This window comes from Microvirga vignae, assembly GCF_001017175.1.
In the GTDB taxonomy this organism is placed as follows: domain Bacteria; phylum Pseudomonadota; class Alphaproteobacteria; order Rhizobiales; family Beijerinckiaceae; genus Microvirga; species Microvirga vignae.
In genome coordinates, this window is record NZ_LCYG01000032.1 from 27,117 (window position 1) to 42,675 (window position 15,559).

Sequence of the window (15,559 nt, forward strand, 5' to 3'; positions counted from 1 at the left end):
CAGAAGGTTCTCGGCTACAGAAGCCCATCATCCCAAAGAAAAAGGCGCCGGTAATGACGGCGCCTTCCTGTTCTGGCAGAAGTAAGATGCTTAGAAGTCCATGCCGCCGGGCATGGCCGGAGCCGCAGCTTCCTTCTTCGGCTTCTCGGCGATCATGGCCTCGGTGGTGATGAGGAGGCCGGCCACGGAGGCTGCGTCCTCGAGAGCCACGCGCACGACCTTGGCCGGGTCGATGATGCCGAATTTGTAGAGGTCGCCGAACTCGCCGGTCTGGGCGTTCCAGCCAGCGGAGTAGTCCTCTGCCTCGGCCACTTTGCCGACGATCACCGAGCCGTCCTCGCCTGCATTCAGAGCGATCTGGCGAGCCGGAGCCTGGAGCGCGCGACGCACGATCTCGATACCGGTTCTCTGGTCGTCGTTGACGGGCTTCACGCCGTCGAGCGCCTTCAGCGCACGAAGCAGTGCGACGCCGCCGCCGGGCAGGATGCCCTCCTCGACTGCTGCCTTGGTGGCATGCATGGCATCGTCCACGCGGTCCTTCTTCTCCTTCACCTCGACCTCGGTCGCGCCGCCGACGCGGATCACCGCGACGCCGCCGGCCAGCTTGGCCAGACGCTCCTGCAGCTTCTCACGGTCGTAGTCCGAAGTGGTCTCCTCGATCTGCGCCTTGATCTGCGCCACGCGCGCCTCGATGTCCTTCTTGTCGCCCGCGCCATCGACGATGGTGGTGTTCTCCTTCTCGATCACCACCTTCTTGGCACGGCCGAGCATCGGGAGAGTGACGTTCTCGAGCTTGATGCCGAGGTCCTCGGAGATGACCTGACCCTTCGTGAGAACGGCGATGTCCTCGAGCATGGCCTTGCGGCGGTCGCCAAAGCCCGGCGCCTTCACGGCGGCGATCTTCAGGCCGCCCCGCAGCTTGTTGACCACCAGAGTCGCTAAGGCCTCGCCCTCAACATCCTCGGCAATGATGAGCAGCGGCTTGCCGGTCTGCACCACGGCCTCGAGAACAGGCAGCATCGCCTGGAGACCGGAGAGCTTCTTCTCGTGGATGAGGATGTAGGGGTCCTCAAGCTCCACGCGCATCTTCTCGGCATTGGTGATGAAGTACGGCGAGAGATAGCCGCGGTCGAACTGCATGCCCTCGACCACATCGAGCTCGGTGGCGAGAGACTTCGCTTCCTCGACGGTGATCACGCCCTCGTTGCCGACCTTCTGCATGGCCTCGGCCAGCATGCGGCCGACCTCGGCATCACCATTGGCCGAGATGGTGCCGACCTGGGCGATCTCGTCGTTGGACGTGACCTTCTTGGCGTTGTTCTTGAGGTCCGCCACGACAGCCTCGACAGCCATGTCGATGCCGCGCTTGAGATCCATCGGATTCATGCCGGCAGCCACCGCCTTGGCGCCTTCCTTCACGATGGCCTGGGCGAGCACCGTCGCCGTCGTCGTGCCGTCGCCGGCGCGGTCGTTCTGCTTCGAGGCGACCTCGCGGACCATCTGCGCGCCCATGTTCTCGAACTTGTCGCCGAGTTCGATCTCCTTGGCGACGGTGACGCCGTCCTTGGTGATGCGCGGAGCGCCGAAGGACTTTTCGATCACCACGTTGCGGCCCTTCGGGCCGAGGGTCACCTTCACCGCATCGGCGAGGATGTCGACGCCGCGCAGCATCTTCTCGCGCGCGTCCGATGAGAATTTGACTTCCTTAGCAGCCATTGTTCGTCACTCCTTCGAGACGTAACGATATGTGACTCTGATTGCTTGGCCTTAAGCGGCCTTCTTCTGAGCGGCGGTCTCTTCCAGCACGCCCATGATGTCGCTCTCCTTCATGATGAGGAGATCCTCGCCATCGATCTTCACTTCCGTGCCGGACCATTTGCCGAAGAGCACGCGGTCGCCGACCTTCACGTCGAGGGCGACGAGCTGACCAGCCTCGTTGCGGGCGCCAGGCCCGACGGCGATGACCTCGCCCTGCTGGGGCTTTTCCTTGGCGGTGTCCGGGATGATGATGCCACCCGCCGTCTTCTCTTCCGCATCGATGCGCTTGACCAGAATACGGTCATGCAAAGGACGGAACTTCATGAAGCTTCCTCCAATGTTTTCAGTGCGTTAACTGTCATGTGCGGAGCCCCTCCGGGCCTCCGCGATCGAAAATTTGGTTGAGCAAGCTTCACCGTTCAAGAGGGGCGGGTAAAATTTTTTGGCAGTTAGAGTTCACGAGTGCCAAGCTGGTCGGTAAGAGCTCTGATGGACAAGGGATCAGGCCGGGGGCTATGGCCTCTTCAGCGGGGCGCGAGGCGCGCCCAAGGAGACCGATATGAGCGATTTGGTTGTCAGGGACAGCAACGGGGCCCAGCTCAACGAGGGCGATTCCGTGCAGGTCATCAAGGACCTGAAGGTGAAGGGCTCCTCCACGACGCTGAAACGGGGAACCGTGTTCAAGAACATCCACCTGACGGACGATGCGGAAGAGATCGAGTGCCGATCGGCTCAGATCAAAGGTCTCGTGCTCAAGACCTGCTTCGTGAAGAAGGTTTAGAACTGGTTCGTCATGGCCGCACCTGTTGCGGCCATGACGTGGAAAAGCGGATATTTCTCGATCATGCGGCGGAGCTTCACCGCGATTTCGGTCAGGCCGGCAGCCGCCGGTCGTATTCGCTCTTCAGGCGAGCCCAGCCGTCCCAGAACGCCTCCGGTTCCTCGCCCGCCATGCGCGCCGCCAGAATATCGAGGTGCATGTGCCAGCCGGCGCTGACGTTCAGCATCGTTGCGCGATCCGGCAGGCGGCGGTGGATCACGGTAAGCAGCACCTCGCCGCCCTGAGGCTCCAGCTCGAACGAAACGCCACCGGTGCTTCCCCAGGTGATGGCGAGCTTGCGAGGCGGATCGAGTTCGGTGATCCGGCTCTCCATTCGGTGCTCCTCCGCGAAGCCGGCAGGGCGCTGGCCAGGCGGGTTGCTGAGTTCGTCATTTCGCCAGACGAATTCAAAGGGTGCACCCAACGTCATCTCCATATGGCCAGCTGCCAGCCACTGCCGGCGCAATTCGCTCTCCGTGAGATAGGCCCAGACGCGCTCGATAGGGCCCGGCAGCAGGCGCTGGATCGTCAATGTCGCGGGCTCTGTCAGCACACCATAGGCGTCCAAGGTCGCAAGATCAGTCATGGGTCGTCTCCTCTCGGGGGTGGGGTTTTGCGGGCATCCTCCTCACGGAGGAGCCGCTCCAGCACGTCCAGACGCTCGGTCCAGAAGCGTTCGTAGAAGCTCAGCCATTCATGGGCGCTCGCAAGCGGCCCAGGGGCGAGGCGGCACACGTGGGTGCGGCCGCGCACCTCGCGACGGATCAGCCCTGCATTTTCCAGCGCCTTGATGTGCTTCGAGGCGGCCGCGAGCGAAATCTCAAAGGGTTCTGCAAGCTGACTGACTGTTCGCTCTCCCCCGGCCAGTTCGCGAAGCATCCGCCGGCGCGTGGCATCGCCGAGAGCGTGAAAGACGGAGTCCAGCCGAGATGTCTGTAATTCAACCATATGGTTGAATATAGGCGCACACTTTTGAATAGTCAACCGATTGGTTGAATAATCGGCCAGAGGCCTCAGTAATGCGGCGGCGGGGGCTCAGGTGCGCGGGGTCCGGTCGAGCTGTCCTCGACCTCCTGGACGCGGTCTAGCAATTCGGCGAGCTGGCGCTTGAGCGCGTCGATCTTCTTCCATTGGTCGATGACGGTCTGGTTCAGGTCTTCGATGACCTGATCCTGATAGGCAACGCGCACCTCCAGGGCCTCCAAACGAGCGTTGATGCCCTCAACGTCACTCATCGGCCGGGCTCCTGTCCTCCGGGCGTTCGACCAACCCATGGCCAAGAGACACGCGTTCGTCGAACACGAAGCAGCCGCCGTTCCACCGGCTCTCTGCTTCGGGCACATCCTCCAGATATTGCAGGATGCCGCCCTTCAAGTGGTAGACCTCCTCGAAGCCCTGGCCCAGCATGTAGGAGCTGGCCTTCTCGCAGCGGATGCCGCCGGTGCAGAACATGGCGACCTTCTTGTGCTTGGACGGGTCGAGCTCCTTCTTCACGAAATCCTTGAACTCGCTGAATTTCCTGATGCGCGGATCGACGGCCCCGGCGAAGGTGCCCATCTCGACCTCGAAATTATTGCGGGTGTCGAGCAGGATGACGTCCGGGCTCTCGATGAGCTTGTTCCACTCCGCAGGCGACACATAGGTGCCGACCTGCCTCGTCGGGTCCGTCTGCGGATCGCCCAGCGTCACGATCTCCTTCTTCAGGCGCACCTTCATCTTGCCGAACGGCATGTCGGAGGCTGTCGAGAACTTGAGCTCCAGATTGTCGAGGCGGCCATGGAAGAGCGGGCCTTGCTGCAGCTCGACCACGAGGGCATCGACGCCCTCTTCCGTTCCGGCCACGGTGCCGTTGATCCCTTCTTCAGCGAGCAGGAGCGTGCCCCTGATCCCGAGATCGGCGCAGACAGCATGGAGCGGATCGCGGATGTCCCGGAAGTCGGGAAGCGAAACGAACTGATAGAGAGCGGCAACTTTGTACGTCATGGCCATTCTCTACCAGCAGGCGGCTATTTGGAAAACCCGCTCCAACGGTGCTTGGTGTCGCTCTCTCCTCTTCCGTCATGGCCGTCCCCGGACTCGATCCGAGGATCAGTCCCGGCCATCCACGTCTTGGAAGCGCCGCGCCAGAAAGACGTGGATCACCGACACAAGGCCGGGGATGACGTGAGAGGTTACATCGCGTCGTTTCTAGAGCTTCGGCCAGGGCCGCCTGTCGGGGCACTTCTTCTCCCAGGCATGGGAGAGCCGCAGCACGCCAAGGTCATCGAAGCGCCGGCCGATGATCTGCAGCCCAATCGGCAGTCCCGCTTTCGTGAAGCCTGCATTCACCGAGGCTGCCGGCTGGTCGGACATGTTGAAGGCCACGGTATAGCCGATATGCTCGAACGGCTTTTCGGGATCATGGATCGGTGAAGCAAGCTCCGCCTCATAGGCCACATTGGGAGCGACCGGCGAGAGCACGAAATCGAAGCGGTGAGTGGCGGCAACCGCCGCGTGGCGCATCACCATCATCTGGTTCATGCCGCTATACACCTGAGCCCCCGAGAGGTTCTTTCCGCCCTCGGCCCATTGCAGGATGTACGGCAACACCCGCGCGCGCTCCTCTTCACTCAAGCCGCCTATATCCATCCACGCACGCTGGCGCCAGAAGTCGTCGAGACCGTCCAGCATTTCGCGGGTGATGAAGGGCTTCACCTCCTCGATCGCTGCCCCCGCATGCTCAAAGATTTTCGCGGCTTTCTCCACGGCTGCGCGAATTTCAGGATCGAGAGGCGACCCAACGCCCGCCTCCATCATGACACCGATCTTGAGCCCCCTGATGTCGATGTCGAGGTCGAGCCAGGGCCAATCCCCATATGGCAGACTCATCGGATCACGCGCATCAGGCCGCGTCAGGCTCATCATCATCAGCGCGGCATCGCGCACGCTGCGCGTCATCGGGCCTGCCACGCGTCCGTAATAAGTCGGGTCGATGGGAATGCGGCCGAAGCTCGGTTTCAATCCGAACACGCCACACCACGCAGCCGGCAATCGAATGGAGCCGCCGATATCCGTGCCGATATGGAAGGGACCATAACCGGCGGCTGCCGCAGCACCCGCCCCCGCCGAGCTACCGCCTGGATTCTTGGACAGATCCCACGGATTGCGAGCGAGCGGATGGAAGCTCGACAGGCCGGATGAGAGCATGCCGTAATCCGGCATCGTGGTCTTGGCGAGAATGACGACACCGTCCTCGCGCAGGCGCGCGGCGGGCGGCGCATCTTCGGTCGCTGGCGTCAGCGGGCGCGCCGCCGTACCAAGCGGCACGGGTGTGCCCTTGGTCGCGATGTTTTCCTTGATGGTTGCGGGGATTCCGTCGAGCGCCCTCCCCCCGCCTTTCATCCAACGCTGTTCGGATTCTCGAGCGCTCGTGATCGCAGCATCAGGATCGTAGGCATAAAGCGCCTGCAAGCGTGGCTCATAAGCTTCGATGCGTGCAATGACAGCCTTCGTGACATCGACCGGCGAGACTGTCCTGCGGGAATAAGCCTCCAGCAGGTCCGAAGCCGACCAATCGGCCAGATCCGCCGGCAATTGAGGGGATGGTTGTGCGCTCACCTGAATGGCCCCGATGCAACATGGATTCGCTTTGGACCATGCTGCGCTATCCCCTTCGTTACGTAAACAGGGGTAGTCCCAAAGCCAGCTCATAGTGTCAGCTCACCGGCACCGTGAGCTATCCGATAGCAGCCGATACCTCTTTCGGACCACTCTCGAACGAGGAAAGTTGTCAACCTCTTTCACGCGTGAGTGTTTTTACACACAGATTGAAGCTGAAAGGCTGTTTACAACGGTCATGATACACGTTGACCACCTGAAGTTGCACGGCCATCTTGTACATAGATCAGGGCCTGATCGGGTTTGGACATCTGCGCGGATCGGTACACCTTGCCATGCAGCATGGTTTTAAGGCGATCACCCATCGGAAGAACCGGCTCCTGGCCGCACTGGAGCTTGAAGATTTCAGCGTCTTGGAGCCTGATCTTGAAGTCGTCGAATTGCCGAGAGGCAAAGTCGTTTACGAGGTCGGCGAGGCCGTTCGCTTTACTTACTTTCCGCACAACACCATCGTGTCGCTCACTACCGTCCTGGAGAATGGCGGCTCGGTCGAGATGGCGGTGTTCGGGCGCGAATCCATGTTCGGCTTCGTCAGCGCGCTCGTCACGCGGCAATCATTCGGGCGTTATGTTACGCAATTCTCGGGCACGGCCTCGCGAATACCAGTCGAGAAATTGAATGAAGCGGCCGGCCAGCGCCCAAATATCCGCCAGATAATTTTGAGGTTTACGGAAGCGTTGATGGCACAGACCCTACAGACGGTTGCCTGCAACGCCGTACATAGCGTGGAAGCTCGCTGTTGCCGCTGGATCCTGAGCACGCGTGATCGTGTTGATCGCGATGCGCTGCCCCTCACGCATGAAACTCTCGCCGAGATGCTGGGCGTGCAACGTTCCACGGTCAGCAGCGTGACTCGTGTTCTGCAGATTGCCGGTCTGATCAATCAGGGCCGAGGCGTCATCACGATCACCGACCGCGCTGGCCTCGAAGAGATGTCGTGCGAATGCTACAGAGCGATTCGCAGAAGTTTCGAACGGCTTCTCCCCGCCACTTACGATAGAGACTAACAAGCCTTCTTCGGCCTGGCGCTCTCCAGGAAAGCAGGAATTCAAAATTCGAGCCGCCAATGTGAGAGGAATGCAAAATCTTTTTGCAGCTTTGTCGGATACCCAACAGACGGAGTAACCCTAGGTCATTATCGTCGGAGGTGTTAACGCAAAGTTAATGCGAGGCCGCGAATGGATGATACTGAATTCCATAACGATAAACCTCCGGGCGATTTGAAATCCGCCCAAATGTACTCTCCTAACACCAAGCCTTTACTTCAGTCCCTCCTATCGACCCTGGCCGATATCGACTTCGAATACGAGCAAGCCAAGGACAAGATCAGCAAGAGTTCGCCGGATCTAAACCTGAAGATCCGAGTTCTTGAGAAGCTGAAGGCGCAACATCAGGAACGGCGGACACCCTATATTCAGCAATTGGCTATTCTGCAGGAGCGCATGATATCACCCAGGTAAGAACGGCGAGCAATACGACTAAATGAATACAAGTACAGAGTCAGAATTCATAATTTCATAACGAAAGCGACTCTTCGGGGCTAAAAGTAAAGCATCGGGTCATGGGCATTCCACCCACAGATCTGAGCCTGTTTTCCGACCTCCTTGAGGGAATGAGCCAATGACCGAAGAAGAAATTGAGATCGTCGCGGAAGAACTTGCGAAAATCGGTGGCGTCTCCTGGTATCCGGGACGCGAGAAGGGAACCCTGATGCGGGTGGTCTCCGACCGCTATCGGGATCGGGCCCGTGTGGCCATCGAGGCGCTCGACCGCTACCGGGCCAGCAAAAAGGCCTCCCTTGTTCAGGATAACGGCCACCGCGAGCCCCATACGCCTTATGCGGGCTCCAATGACGAGATCAGGCCGGGCAGCACGGTGGTTTATCGCCCTCCGGGTGACCGTCGGGCCTATCCGTGCCGCGTCGTAGAGATCGAAGGCAGCCGTGCCTATTTGGCTCCCATCCTGCGGGCCTGCACGGATTGGGTTTCGATCGAATACCTGACCCCCCAGGGTGACGTTCAACAATTCAGCGCGCGGGACAAGAATTAAGGCGCAAACCAAGTAGCTTCCGGCGTGAGGGCTCATTCCCGCCGGAAGCTGTCTTCTTGCAAAGCTCGTGGTCACAGCCGAGCACGGGTGCTACGCGGGGTCGCCAAGAGCAGATTGGTTTCCGAGGCTATCACGCCGGGAATCAGGCGAATGCGTCTCAAGATGCCATCGAAATCGGACAGATTGGCCGCGCCGAGTTCGACGATGAGATCCCATTTCCCGTTCGTGGTGTGAATGGCGCTGACCTCTGGAAAACCGCCCAAAGCATCGACCACCCGATCTGCGGCACGCCCCTCCACCTCGATCAGCATGATGCCGCGCACGGGCAGCGAAACCGCATCCGCCCTCAGGATCACCGTATAGCCCACGATATCACCCGAACGCTCCAGGCGTTCCATCCGCGAACGCACCGTGGCGCGGGAGACATCCAGTTCAAGGGCGAGGTCGGACACACTACGACGCCCATTGTGGCGCAAAAGCGTAACGAGGCGCTGGTCGAGATCGTCCATAATTCTCACTTTGGAACGGCAGATGAACCAAAGTGGTCAATCATCTTGCTCTATTTGTCAAACTATACTGTTCAAATCGCCAAGGCCCTCGCCTAGCTTGGTACTCCTGATCTGGAGATAACGAATGACGCAGAAGCCCTGCATTCTCTTTGGAGTGCCCGTTCAGGAAGGCGCCGGCCGGCTTGGCTGCGATATGGGCCCTAGCGCCTTTCGCACGGCTGGTCTGGCGACGGAGCTGATCAATCTGGGCTACGCGGTCGAAGACCGCGGCAATGTCGTGCCCGCGCCGCTGCGTGAGCTGCGCCATGAGAACGGGGCCATCAAGGCGCTGTCGGAGACAGTCGCATGGACCGAGGCCATTGCCGAGGCAGCCTACAGGGTGAGCGGTGAAGGCATGCCGATCTTCCTAGGGGGCGACCACAGCCTCTCCGCCGGCTCGATGACAGGCCTTGCCCGCCGCGCGGCGGAGGAAGGCCGCGAGTTCTTCGTGCTGTGGCTCGACTCGCACCCGGACTTCCACACCCTCGAGACGACGACCAGCGGCAACCTGCATGGCGTGCCCATGGCCTATGCCACAGGGCGTGACGGCTTCGAAGGCTACTTCCCCAAAATTCACGCACCGATCAGGCCTGAAAATGTCTGCATGATGGGCATCCGCAGTGTCGATCCGGCCGAGCGCAAGGCGCTCGCGACAGCAGGCGTGACGATCCACGACATGCGCGCCATCGACGAGAATGGCGTTGCGCCCCTGCTCGATGCGTTTCTCAAGCGCGTCGCGGAGGCCGACGGCATTCTTCACGTGAGCCTCGACGTGGACTTCCTCGATCCTGGCATCGCGCCGGGCGTCGGCACGACGGTGCCCGGCGGCGCCACCTTCCGCGAGGCGCACCTCATCATGGAGATGCTGCACGACAGTGGCCTCGTGAGAAGCCTCGATCTCGTCGAACTCAACCCCTTCCTGGATGAGCGCGGCCGCACGGCTCTGCTCATGGTCGATCTCGCCTCGAGCCTCATGGGCCGCCGCGTCCTCGACCGCCCGACCCAGAGCTACCGCCACACTCCCAAAGTGACGTCATGATTCCGAAACTCAACATCGTCCCCTTCGTCAGTGTCGATCACATGATGAAGCTCGTTCTCGCCGTCGGCGTGGAGCGCTTCCTGATCGAACTGGCCGAGTCCATCGAAACCGATTTCCGCCGCTGGGAGCTGTTCGACAAGACCCCGCGCGTGGCCTCGCACAGCCGCGAGGGCGTGATCGAGCTGATGCCCACCAGCGACGGCGAGGTTTATGGCTTCAAGTATGTGAACGGGCATCCGAAGAACACGCGCGAGGGACGCCAGACCGTAACGGCCTTCGGCGTGCTGGCAGATGTGGGAACAGGCTATCCCGTGCTGCTCACGGAGATGACCATCCTTACGGCGCTTCGCACCGCCGCGACCTCGGCTGTGGCCGCCAAGTACCTCGCGCCGAAGAATGCGCGCACCATGGCCATCATCGGCAATGGCGCGCAGGCAGAGTTCCAGGCCATGGCCTTCAAGGCACTTCTCGGCATCGACAAGCTGCGGCTCTACGATATCGACCGGACGGCGAGCACGAAATGCGTGCGCAATCTCGCAGGCCACGGCTTCGACATGACGATCTGCAGCACCATCGAGGAAGCGATGGAGGGCGCCGAGATCGTCACGACCGTCACCGCCGACAAGCAGAATGCCACGATCCTCACCGACAACATGGTCGGCTCAGGCCTGCACATCAACGCGGTCGGCGGCGACTGCCCGGGCAAAACGGAGCTCCACGCCGACATCCTGAAGCGCTCCGATATCTTCGTGGAATATCCGCCGCAGACGCGCATCGAAGGCGAGATCCAGCAGCTCGCGCCCGACCACCCCGTCATGGAGTTGTGGCGCGTGATCGCAGGCCAGGAGACAGGCCGCGCGAACGAGAGGCAGATCACGCTGTTCGACTCCGTGGGCTTCGCCATCGAGGACTTCTCGGCTCTGCGCTACGTGAAGCGGCAGATCGAGCAGACCGGTCTTTACGAGGAGCTCGATCTCCTCGCGGATCCGGACGATCCGCGCGATCTCTTCGGCATGCTGCTTCGCGCGGCGGTCGCAGCTCCGACCGCCGCTTGAAGAGAAAGGGCCTGATCGACGATCAGGCCCTTTTCATTTCAGAACCGATCCGCGCGATAAGGCGACGGATCGCAGAACGGCGCCTCGCCCGTCATCATCTCGGCGAGCAGACGGCCTGAGACGGGCCCGAGCGTCAGCCCGTGATGGGCATGGCCGAAGCAGAACCACAGGCCCTGGTGGCGGGGTGCTGCGCCGATCACGGGCCGCATGTCGGGCAGGCAGGGCCTGCGCCCGAGCCACGGCTTCGGTTCGACCCGCTCACCCAAGGGGAACAGGTTGCGGGCGAGAGCCTCGGCCTGATCGAGTTGGCGGGCATCCTCCGGCGCATCGAATGCCGCAAGCTCGATACCTGTGGTGAGCCGGATGCCCTTGGTCATTGGCGTCAGCACATAGCCACCCTCGAAATCGAGAACCGGCTGGTTGAGCCTGGCCTCACCCCGGGAGCCAAAATGCATGTGATAGCCACGCTTCACGCCGAGCGGGATGCGATAGCCGAGCGGTTTGAAGATCTGGTCGGACCATGGGCCGAGAGCAACGACCACCTGACCCGCAGCGATGGCCCCCTCCTCCGTCATCACAACCCAGTCGCTCCCGCTCTGCGCGAGAGTGCGCGCATCGCCGGAGGCAAAGCGCCCGCCTTGCTGCGTGAGCAGCGCGGCATAGCCTTTGGTGAGCGCCTCAGGATCCGACACCGTCGTAGGATCGCGCCAGTGAACGGCACCGATGGGCGCATCCAGCAGATGAGGCTCACGCGCCTTCAACTCTGCCGGGTCAAGCACATCGTAGCGAAGCCCGTATTGCTCCACGTCCTTCGCTGCAGCGAGAGCCTTCTTCCTGCCTTCAAGCGTGCGGAACGTCTCGATCCAGCCGCTGCGGCGCAGGAGATGCGTCAAGCCTGCCTTGTCGATCAGCTCATCGTGCTCCGCCACGCAATGCTCGATGAGCGGCAACATGGCATTGGCGGCCTCCAGCAAACGCTGCGGCGAGGAGTGCAACCAGTATTGGAAGAGCCACGTGCTCATCCTGGGCAGATGCGCGAGGCGATAGCGAACCTCCGGCGAACGATTCAGGCTGTAGCGCAGCAGCGCCGAGAACTGACGCGGCATCGCGTAAGGGATAACGCTCGCGCGCTCGATGAGTCCGGCATTGCCGTAGCTCGTTTCCTCGCCGGGCGAGCGGCGGTCGACGAGGCAGACGGAGCGGCCGCGCGATTGCAGGTGAAGCGCGGCAGAGACCCCGACGATCCCTGCGCCGAGCACGATGACGTCATAACGCATGATGGGTGATCTCTACTGAGCGTTGGGATTGAGAACGGATTTCGTCATGCGACTCAGCCAAGTCGTTTGAACAGGCTGCAATTCCCCTGCCCTCAGATGCCGTGTCAGCCGTCTCTCGAGCACAGCCCAGAGCCGCCGGATACACTCGACAATCAGGAGGTAGAGCACCGCCGCCCACAGATAGAGCTCGAAATTGTACGAGCGCGAGAAGGCGAGCTTCGTCACGCCCATGAGGTCGTAGATCGTGACGAGAGAAGCGATGGCGCTGGCCTTGACCATGAGGATCAGCTCGTTCCCGAGCGGACGCAAAGCCACGATCATGGCTTGAGGGAAAATGACCTTCACAAAGGTGACGACCTTATGCATTCCGAGGGCTGCGGCCGCCTCCCTCTGACCTCTCGGCACGGCCTGAATGCCGCCGCGGAAAATTTCCGCCTGGTAGGCGGCCGTGTTCAGGGTGAAGGCGAGCAGCGCGCAGTACCAAGCCTCACGGAAGAACCACCAGAGACCAAGATCCGTCCACAAGGTGCGTAGCGATCCGAGGCCGTAATAGAGCAGGAACAGCTGCGCGAGCAGCGGCGAACCGCGGAAGAAATAGACATATGCGCCCGAGAGCCATCGCAGAGCACGCCTGTTCGAGAGACGCGCGAGTCCCAGCAGAAGCCCGAGGATGCTGCCGAGCGTGAACGAGATCGCGACCAGCTGCGCAGTGACACCAACGCCTTCAAGGAAGCGCCAGCCATAGCGGTCGAGGAGATCGAGGTCGATGACAAGGCCCAGAAGATCGCGGAACATTCTTCTAGCCCCTCACATGGCCGCGATTGGCGCGGCGCTCCAGGAACGTGAAGGCAAGACCCGATCCCGCCGACAGCAAAAGGTAGATGAAGCAGGCCGTCAGATAGAACACCATCGGCTGCTTCGTGGCACCCACTGCAAGGTTCGTCTGGCGCATGATGTCGACAAGCGAGATCGTCGAGATCAGCGAGGTATCTTTGAGCAGCGTCAGCCAGTTGTTGGACAGGCCCGGCAGAGCCGCGCGCATGAGCTGCGGAAAGACAACAAGGCGGAAGGAGAGCCATTTGGAGAGGCCCAGCGCGCTTGCGGCTTCGTACTGTCCTCTCTGAATCGTGTTGAGCGCACCCATCCAGACCTCGCTGGAAAAGGCCGCAAGAACGAGGCCGAAGGCAATCACGCCGGCGAGAAAAGCATTGATCTGAATCTGGCCTTCATAGCCCATCGCCGCCATCAGGCGTTGGATGAGGATCTGCCCGCCGTAATAGACGATGAGAAGGGTCAGCAGTTCCGGCAGTCCACGGAAGATCGTGGTAAAGACCGTGGCAGCGGCCCGCACGCGGGGGCTGCGGGAGCGCGCCATCAGCGCGACGGCGAGGCCGAGAAAAATGCCAACGGGAAGCGTGGTGAGAGCAAGCGTCAGCGTCACGAGCGTTCCCGCCGCGAGCGCGCTGCCCCAGCCGCCTTCGGAAAAGGAAAGAAGTGAAAATATATCCTGCAATGGACCGACCTTTAAGCAGGGTTTACGGAAGGCGCCAGCATGAACGAGCGGGCGCCTTCCGGTGTCATACCAACGGTTCGAGCGTCTTAGTAGATGTCGAACTCGAAGTACTTGGCCTGAATCTTCTTGTAGGTGCCGTCGGCGACGATGTCCTTGATCGCCTTGTTGAACTTTTCCTTCAGCTCCTTGTCTTCCTTGCGGATAGCAATGCCGGCTTCGGAGGTCGTTCCCTCGATGTCCCCGAGCAGCTTGCAGCAATCCTTGCCGGCGTTCTTCAGCCATTCGACGAGCACGAACTTGTCGGCCACGGAAGCGTCCAGGCGGCCGTTCGCGAGATCGGCATTGGCCTCATCCTGCGTCGGATAGAGCTTCGCGGAAGCACCGGCCTTGCCGTAGGTTTCCTCGGCATAGATGGCCTGGGTAGTGGAGGACTGGGCGCCGACGCTCTTGCCCTTCATGGAGGCGGCCGTCGTGTCCTTGATCGGCGAATCCTTCGGCACGGCGACGGAGAGCGGCGTGCGGTAATAGCGGTCGGTGAAGTCGATCTGCTTCTTGCGCTCTTCCGTGATCGTCATCGAAGCGACGATGGCGTCATATTTCTTGGCGAGCAGTGCCGGAATGATGCCGTCCCAATCCTGGGCGACGATGGTGCACTTCACCTGCATCTTCTCGCAGAGAGCATTGGCGATATCGATGTCGAAGCCCTGGAGCTTGTTGTTGGAATCCATGAAGTTGAAGGGTGGATAGGCGCCTTCCGAGGCGATCACGATTTCCTTCTTCTCCTGGGCGGACGCCAGGGACGTCATGCTCAGGATGCAGATGCCTGCTGCAAGAAGCGTCTTGTACATTCTTGTACCCTCTGTTGTTTCGACCTGTCAGGTCCTCTCCACGCCAGCCCTTACGGATGCTCCGTATAGCCGACGAATTCGTGATAAAGCGCGGCCGTGGCATTCAGCCGCTCCTCGACCTTCGGGCCGAGCTCATTGAATATCGCGTTCAGCAAAAGATGCACCAGGGAGAGCATCGGCGCCGTCGACTCCCAGAACAGGTTCAGGTCCGTGGGAATGCGGAACACCTCGCTGGTGCAATCGTCCGCCCAGTTGCAATAGGCGTCCGTCACCAGGGTGACCGGGATGCCGCGTTCATGCGCCTTGCGCGCCAACAGCTTGGCCTGCCGCGAGTAGCGGCGCGCCTCGAACATCACGAGGGCGGACCCGCCATCGCCGCCGAGGATCGCGTCACCGAAATGGCCGGAGGCCCCGTCCAGCAATTGCACCCCATCGCGCAGGTATTGGAGATTGTGGGCAAGGGAGGCAGCGAGCCCCCTCTCCGTCTGAAAACCGGCGACATAGACCCGAGGGACTGTCGCCAAACGCCGGCTGACTGTCTGAAAGGCGGCCGACTGAGCATATTCGTAAACCCGGACGAGGGCGCCGACCTCCAGCTCGAAGCTCTTGGTGAGCTCCCCCATGTCCTGCCGGCTGCGCTTCTGGAACTCTTTCAGCCGATCCCCGATGAGCCAGGGGCTTCCCCCCAGATCCGTCCGCAGATGATCCTTGAGATCCTTCAGATGTCGATAGCCGATGGAGCGGCAGAAACGCCCCACGGTCAGCTCGCTGACACCGATCTTGTGGGCGATCGAGGCCGAGGTTTCAAAGGGGAGATCGTTCAGGTTCGCAAGCATGTAGCTGGCCACCGCCCTGCCGGACGCGGTCGCCGTATTCAGGCTCTCTTCCAGGCGCTGCTTCACGTGCTGGCTCACGAAATCCCTCCGCGCGGCTATTAAGACAGCTCTCTGACATAAAAGCAATCGGTGCTATTTTTCTGTCCAACGTGACACAAG

The 15,559-nt window shown here is 61.1% G+C and carries 18 protein-coding genes and 1 pseudogene; 6 read left to right on the forward strand and 13 right to left on the reverse strand.

All coding sequences use genetic code 11. From position 1 onward, the window contains the following. Positions 1-90: 90 nt before the first annotated feature. Together groL and groES are read right to left on the reverse strand one after the other, a co-directional pair. Positions 91-1,716, reverse strand: coding sequence for a chaperonin GroEL (gene groL, locus AA309_RS12580; RefSeq protein WP_047189368.1), 1,626 nt, complete (start codon positions 1,714-1,716; stop codon positions 91-93). A 51-nt stretch (positions 1,717-1,767) separates the two neighbouring features. Further along, entirely contained in the window at positions 1,768-2,082 is a 315-nt protein-coding gene (gene groES / locus AA309_RS12585; protein ID WP_047189369.1) for a co-chaperone GroES, read from the reverse strand. A gap of 235 nt (positions 2,083-2,317) precedes the next feature. Here groES and AA309_RS12590 point away from each other — a divergent pair, with 235 nt between their 5' ends. Beyond that, positions 2,318-2,539, forward strand: coding sequence for an alkylphosphonate utilization protein (locus tag AA309_RS12590; protein WP_047189370.1), 222 nt, complete (start codon positions 2,318-2,320; stop codon positions 2,537-2,539). Positions 2,540-2,630: 91 nt separating this feature from the next. On the opposite strand, the gene AA309_RS12595 is transcribed toward AA309_RS12590, so the two are convergent. The 5 genes from AA309_RS12595 to AA309_RS12615 all read right to left on the reverse strand — a co-directional run bounded on the left by AA309_RS12595 (position 2,631) and on the right by AA309_RS12615 (position 6,175). Then, a complete protein-coding gene (locus AA309_RS12595) occupies positions 2,631-3,164 on the reverse strand; it encodes an SRPBCC family protein (RefSeq protein WP_047189371.1) in 534 nt (177 codons plus the stop codon). Then, positions 3,161-3,526, reverse strand: coding sequence for an ArsR/SmtB family transcription factor (locus AA309_RS12600; protein ID WP_047189372.1), 366 nt, complete (start codon positions 3,524-3,526; stop codon positions 3,161-3,163). The genes AA309_RS12595 and AA309_RS12600 overlap by 4 nt, the downstream gene beginning before the upstream one ends. A 65-nt stretch (positions 3,527-3,591) precedes the next feature. Beyond that, a complete protein-coding gene (locus AA309_RS12605) occupies positions 3,592-3,813 on the reverse strand; it encodes a SlyX family protein (RefSeq protein ID WP_047189373.1) in 222 nt (73 codons plus the stop codon). Then, positions 3,806-4,561, reverse strand: a complete 756-nt coding sequence (gene trhO, locus AA309_RS12610) for an oxygen-dependent tRNA uridine(34) hydroxylase TrhO (RefSeq protein ID WP_047189590.1) — start codon at positions 4,559-4,561, stop codon at positions 3,806-3,808. The genes AA309_RS12605 and trhO overlap by 8 nt, the downstream gene beginning before the upstream one ends. A 204-nt stretch (positions 4,562-4,765) precedes the next feature. Further along, positions 4,766-6,175 (reverse strand): amidase, encoded by a 1,410-nt coding sequence (locus AA309_RS12615; RefSeq protein ID WP_244470338.1) that lies wholly within the window; start codon positions 6,173-6,175, stop codon positions 4,766-4,768. A gap of 335 nt (positions 6,176-6,510) precedes the next feature. On the opposite strand from AA309_RS12615, the gene AA309_RS12620 reads away from it, so the two are divergent. The 3 genes from AA309_RS12620 (at position 6,511) to AA309_RS12630 (ending at position 8,284) form a co-directional block, all read left to right on the forward strand. Further along, positions 6,511-7,242, forward strand: coding sequence for a Crp/Fnr family transcriptional regulator (locus AA309_RS12620; RefSeq protein WP_047189591.1), 732 nt, complete (start codon positions 6,511-6,513; stop codon positions 7,240-7,242). A gap of 171 nt (positions 7,243-7,413) precedes the next feature. Further along, positions 7,414-7,695, forward strand: a complete 282-nt coding sequence (locus AA309_RS12625) for a hypothetical protein (RefSeq protein WP_047189375.1) — start codon at positions 7,414-7,416, stop codon at positions 7,693-7,695. A gap of 160 nt (positions 7,696-7,855) precedes the next feature. Further along, positions 7,856-8,284 carry a hypothetical protein gene (locus AA309_RS12630; protein WP_047189376.1) on the forward strand — a complete coding sequence of 143 codons (429 nt, stop codon included), beginning with the start codon at positions 7,856-7,858 and terminating at the stop codon, positions 8,282-8,284. 71 nt (positions 8,285-8,355) lie between these two features. Here the strand turns inward: AA309_RS12630 and AA309_RS12635 are convergent, their stop codons facing one another. After that, a complete protein-coding gene (locus AA309_RS12635) occupies positions 8,356-8,793 on the reverse strand; it encodes an Lrp/AsnC family transcriptional regulator (protein ID WP_047189377.1) in 438 nt (145 codons plus the stop codon). A 124-nt stretch (positions 8,794-8,917) separates the two neighbouring features. Here AA309_RS12635 and rocF point away from each other — a divergent pair, with 124 nt between their 5' ends. Both rocF and AA309_RS12645 read left to right on the forward strand, forming a co-directional pair. Next, positions 8,918-9,871 (forward strand): arginase, encoded by a 954-nt coding sequence (rocF, locus tag AA309_RS12640; protein ID WP_047189378.1) that lies wholly within the window; start codon positions 8,918-8,920, stop codon positions 9,869-9,871. Next, the gene (locus AA309_RS12645; RefSeq protein WP_047189379.1) at positions 9,868-10,926 is read left to right on the forward strand and encodes an ornithine cyclodeaminase; all 1,059 of its coding nucleotides are present in this window, start codon (positions 9,868-9,870) and stop codon (positions 10,924-10,926) included. The genes rocF and AA309_RS12645 overlap by 4 nt, the downstream gene beginning before the upstream one ends. A 38-nt stretch (positions 10,927-10,964) precedes the next feature. On the opposite strand, the gene AA309_RS12650 is transcribed toward AA309_RS12645, so the two are convergent. From AA309_RS12650 to AA309_RS12670, 5 genes and pseudogenes are all read right to left on the reverse strand, one after another. Then, complete coding sequence (locus AA309_RS12650) at positions 10,965-12,203, reverse strand: NAD(P)/FAD-dependent oxidoreductase (RefSeq protein ID WP_047189380.1); 1,239 nt, start codon at positions 12,201-12,203, stop codon at positions 10,965-10,967. Between the two features lie 90 nt (positions 12,204-12,293). Next, a pseudogene (locus AA309_RS12655) lies at positions 12,294-12,998 on the reverse strand (ABC transporter permease); the annotation flags it as partial. A gap of 4 nt (positions 12,999-13,002) precedes the next feature. Continuing rightward, positions 13,003-13,716: an ABC transporter permease gene (locus tag AA309_RS12660; protein ID WP_047189381.1), complete on the reverse strand. Its 714-nt coding sequence runs from the start codon at positions 13,714-13,716 to the stop codon at positions 13,003-13,005. Between the two features lie 86 nt (positions 13,717-13,802). Next, positions 13,803-14,564: an ABC transporter substrate-binding protein gene (locus AA309_RS12665; RefSeq protein WP_047189382.1), complete on the reverse strand. Its 762-nt coding sequence runs from the start codon at positions 14,562-14,564 to the stop codon at positions 13,803-13,805. Positions 14,565-14,614: 50 nt separating this feature from the next. Continuing rightward, positions 14,615-15,478 carry a MurR/RpiR family transcriptional regulator gene (locus tag AA309_RS12670; RefSeq protein ID WP_047189383.1) on the reverse strand — a complete coding sequence of 288 codons (864 nt, stop codon included), beginning with the start codon at positions 15,476-15,478 and terminating at the stop codon, positions 14,615-14,617. Between the last annotated feature and the right edge of the window lie 81 nt (positions 15,479-15,559).

Coding starts and splice junctions, on each gene's coding strand:
- groL (WP_047189368.1), bottom strand. CDS start 1,716: ATGGCTGCTAAGGAAGTCAAATTCTCATCGGACGCGCGCGAGAAGATG.
- groES (WP_047189369.1), bottom strand. CDS start 2,082: ATGAAGTTCCGTCCTTTGCATGACCGTATTCTGGTCAAGCGCATCGAT.
- AA309_RS12590 (WP_047189370.1), top strand. CDS start 2,318: ATGAGCGATTTGGTTGTCAGGGACAGCAACGGGGCCCAGCTCAACGAG.
- AA309_RS12595 (WP_047189371.1), bottom strand. CDS start 3,164: ATGACTGATCTTGCGACCTTGGACGCCTATGGTGTGCTGACAGAGCCC.
- AA309_RS12600 (WP_047189372.1), bottom strand. CDS start 3,526: ATGGTTGAATTACAGACATCTCGGCTGGACTCCGTCTTTCACGCTCTC.
- AA309_RS12605 (WP_047189373.1), bottom strand. CDS start 3,813: ATGAGTGACGTTGAGGGCATCAACGCTCGTTTGGAGGCCCTGGAGGTG.
- trhO (WP_047189590.1), bottom strand. CDS start 4,561: ATGACGTACAAAGTTGCCGCTCTCTATCAGTTCGTTTCGCTTCCCGAC.
- AA309_RS12620 (WP_047189591.1), top strand. CDS start 6,511: ATGCAGCATGGTTTTAAGGCGATCACCCATCGGAAGAACCGGCTCCTG.
- AA309_RS12625 (WP_047189375.1), top strand. CDS start 7,414: ATGGATGATACTGAATTCCATAACGATAAACCTCCGGGCGATTTGAAA.
- AA309_RS12630 (WP_047189376.1), top strand. CDS start 7,856: ATGACCGAAGAAGAAATTGAGATCGTCGCGGAAGAACTTGCGAAAATC.
- AA309_RS12635 (WP_047189377.1), bottom strand. CDS start 8,793: ATGGACGATCTCGACCAGCGCCTCGTTACGCTTTTGCGCCACAATGGG.
- rocF (WP_047189378.1), top strand. CDS start 8,918: ATGACGCAGAAGCCCTGCATTCTCTTTGGAGTGCCCGTTCAGGAAGGC.
- AA309_RS12645 (WP_047189379.1), top strand. CDS start 9,868: ATGATTCCGAAACTCAACATCGTCCCCTTCGTCAGTGTCGATCACATG.
- AA309_RS12650 (WP_047189380.1), bottom strand. CDS start 12,203: ATGCGTTATGACGTCATCGTGCTCGGCGCAGGGATCGTCGGGGTCTCT.
- AA309_RS12665 (WP_047189382.1), bottom strand. CDS start 14,564: ATGTACAAGACGCTTCTTGCAGCAGGCATCTGCATCCTGAGCATGACG.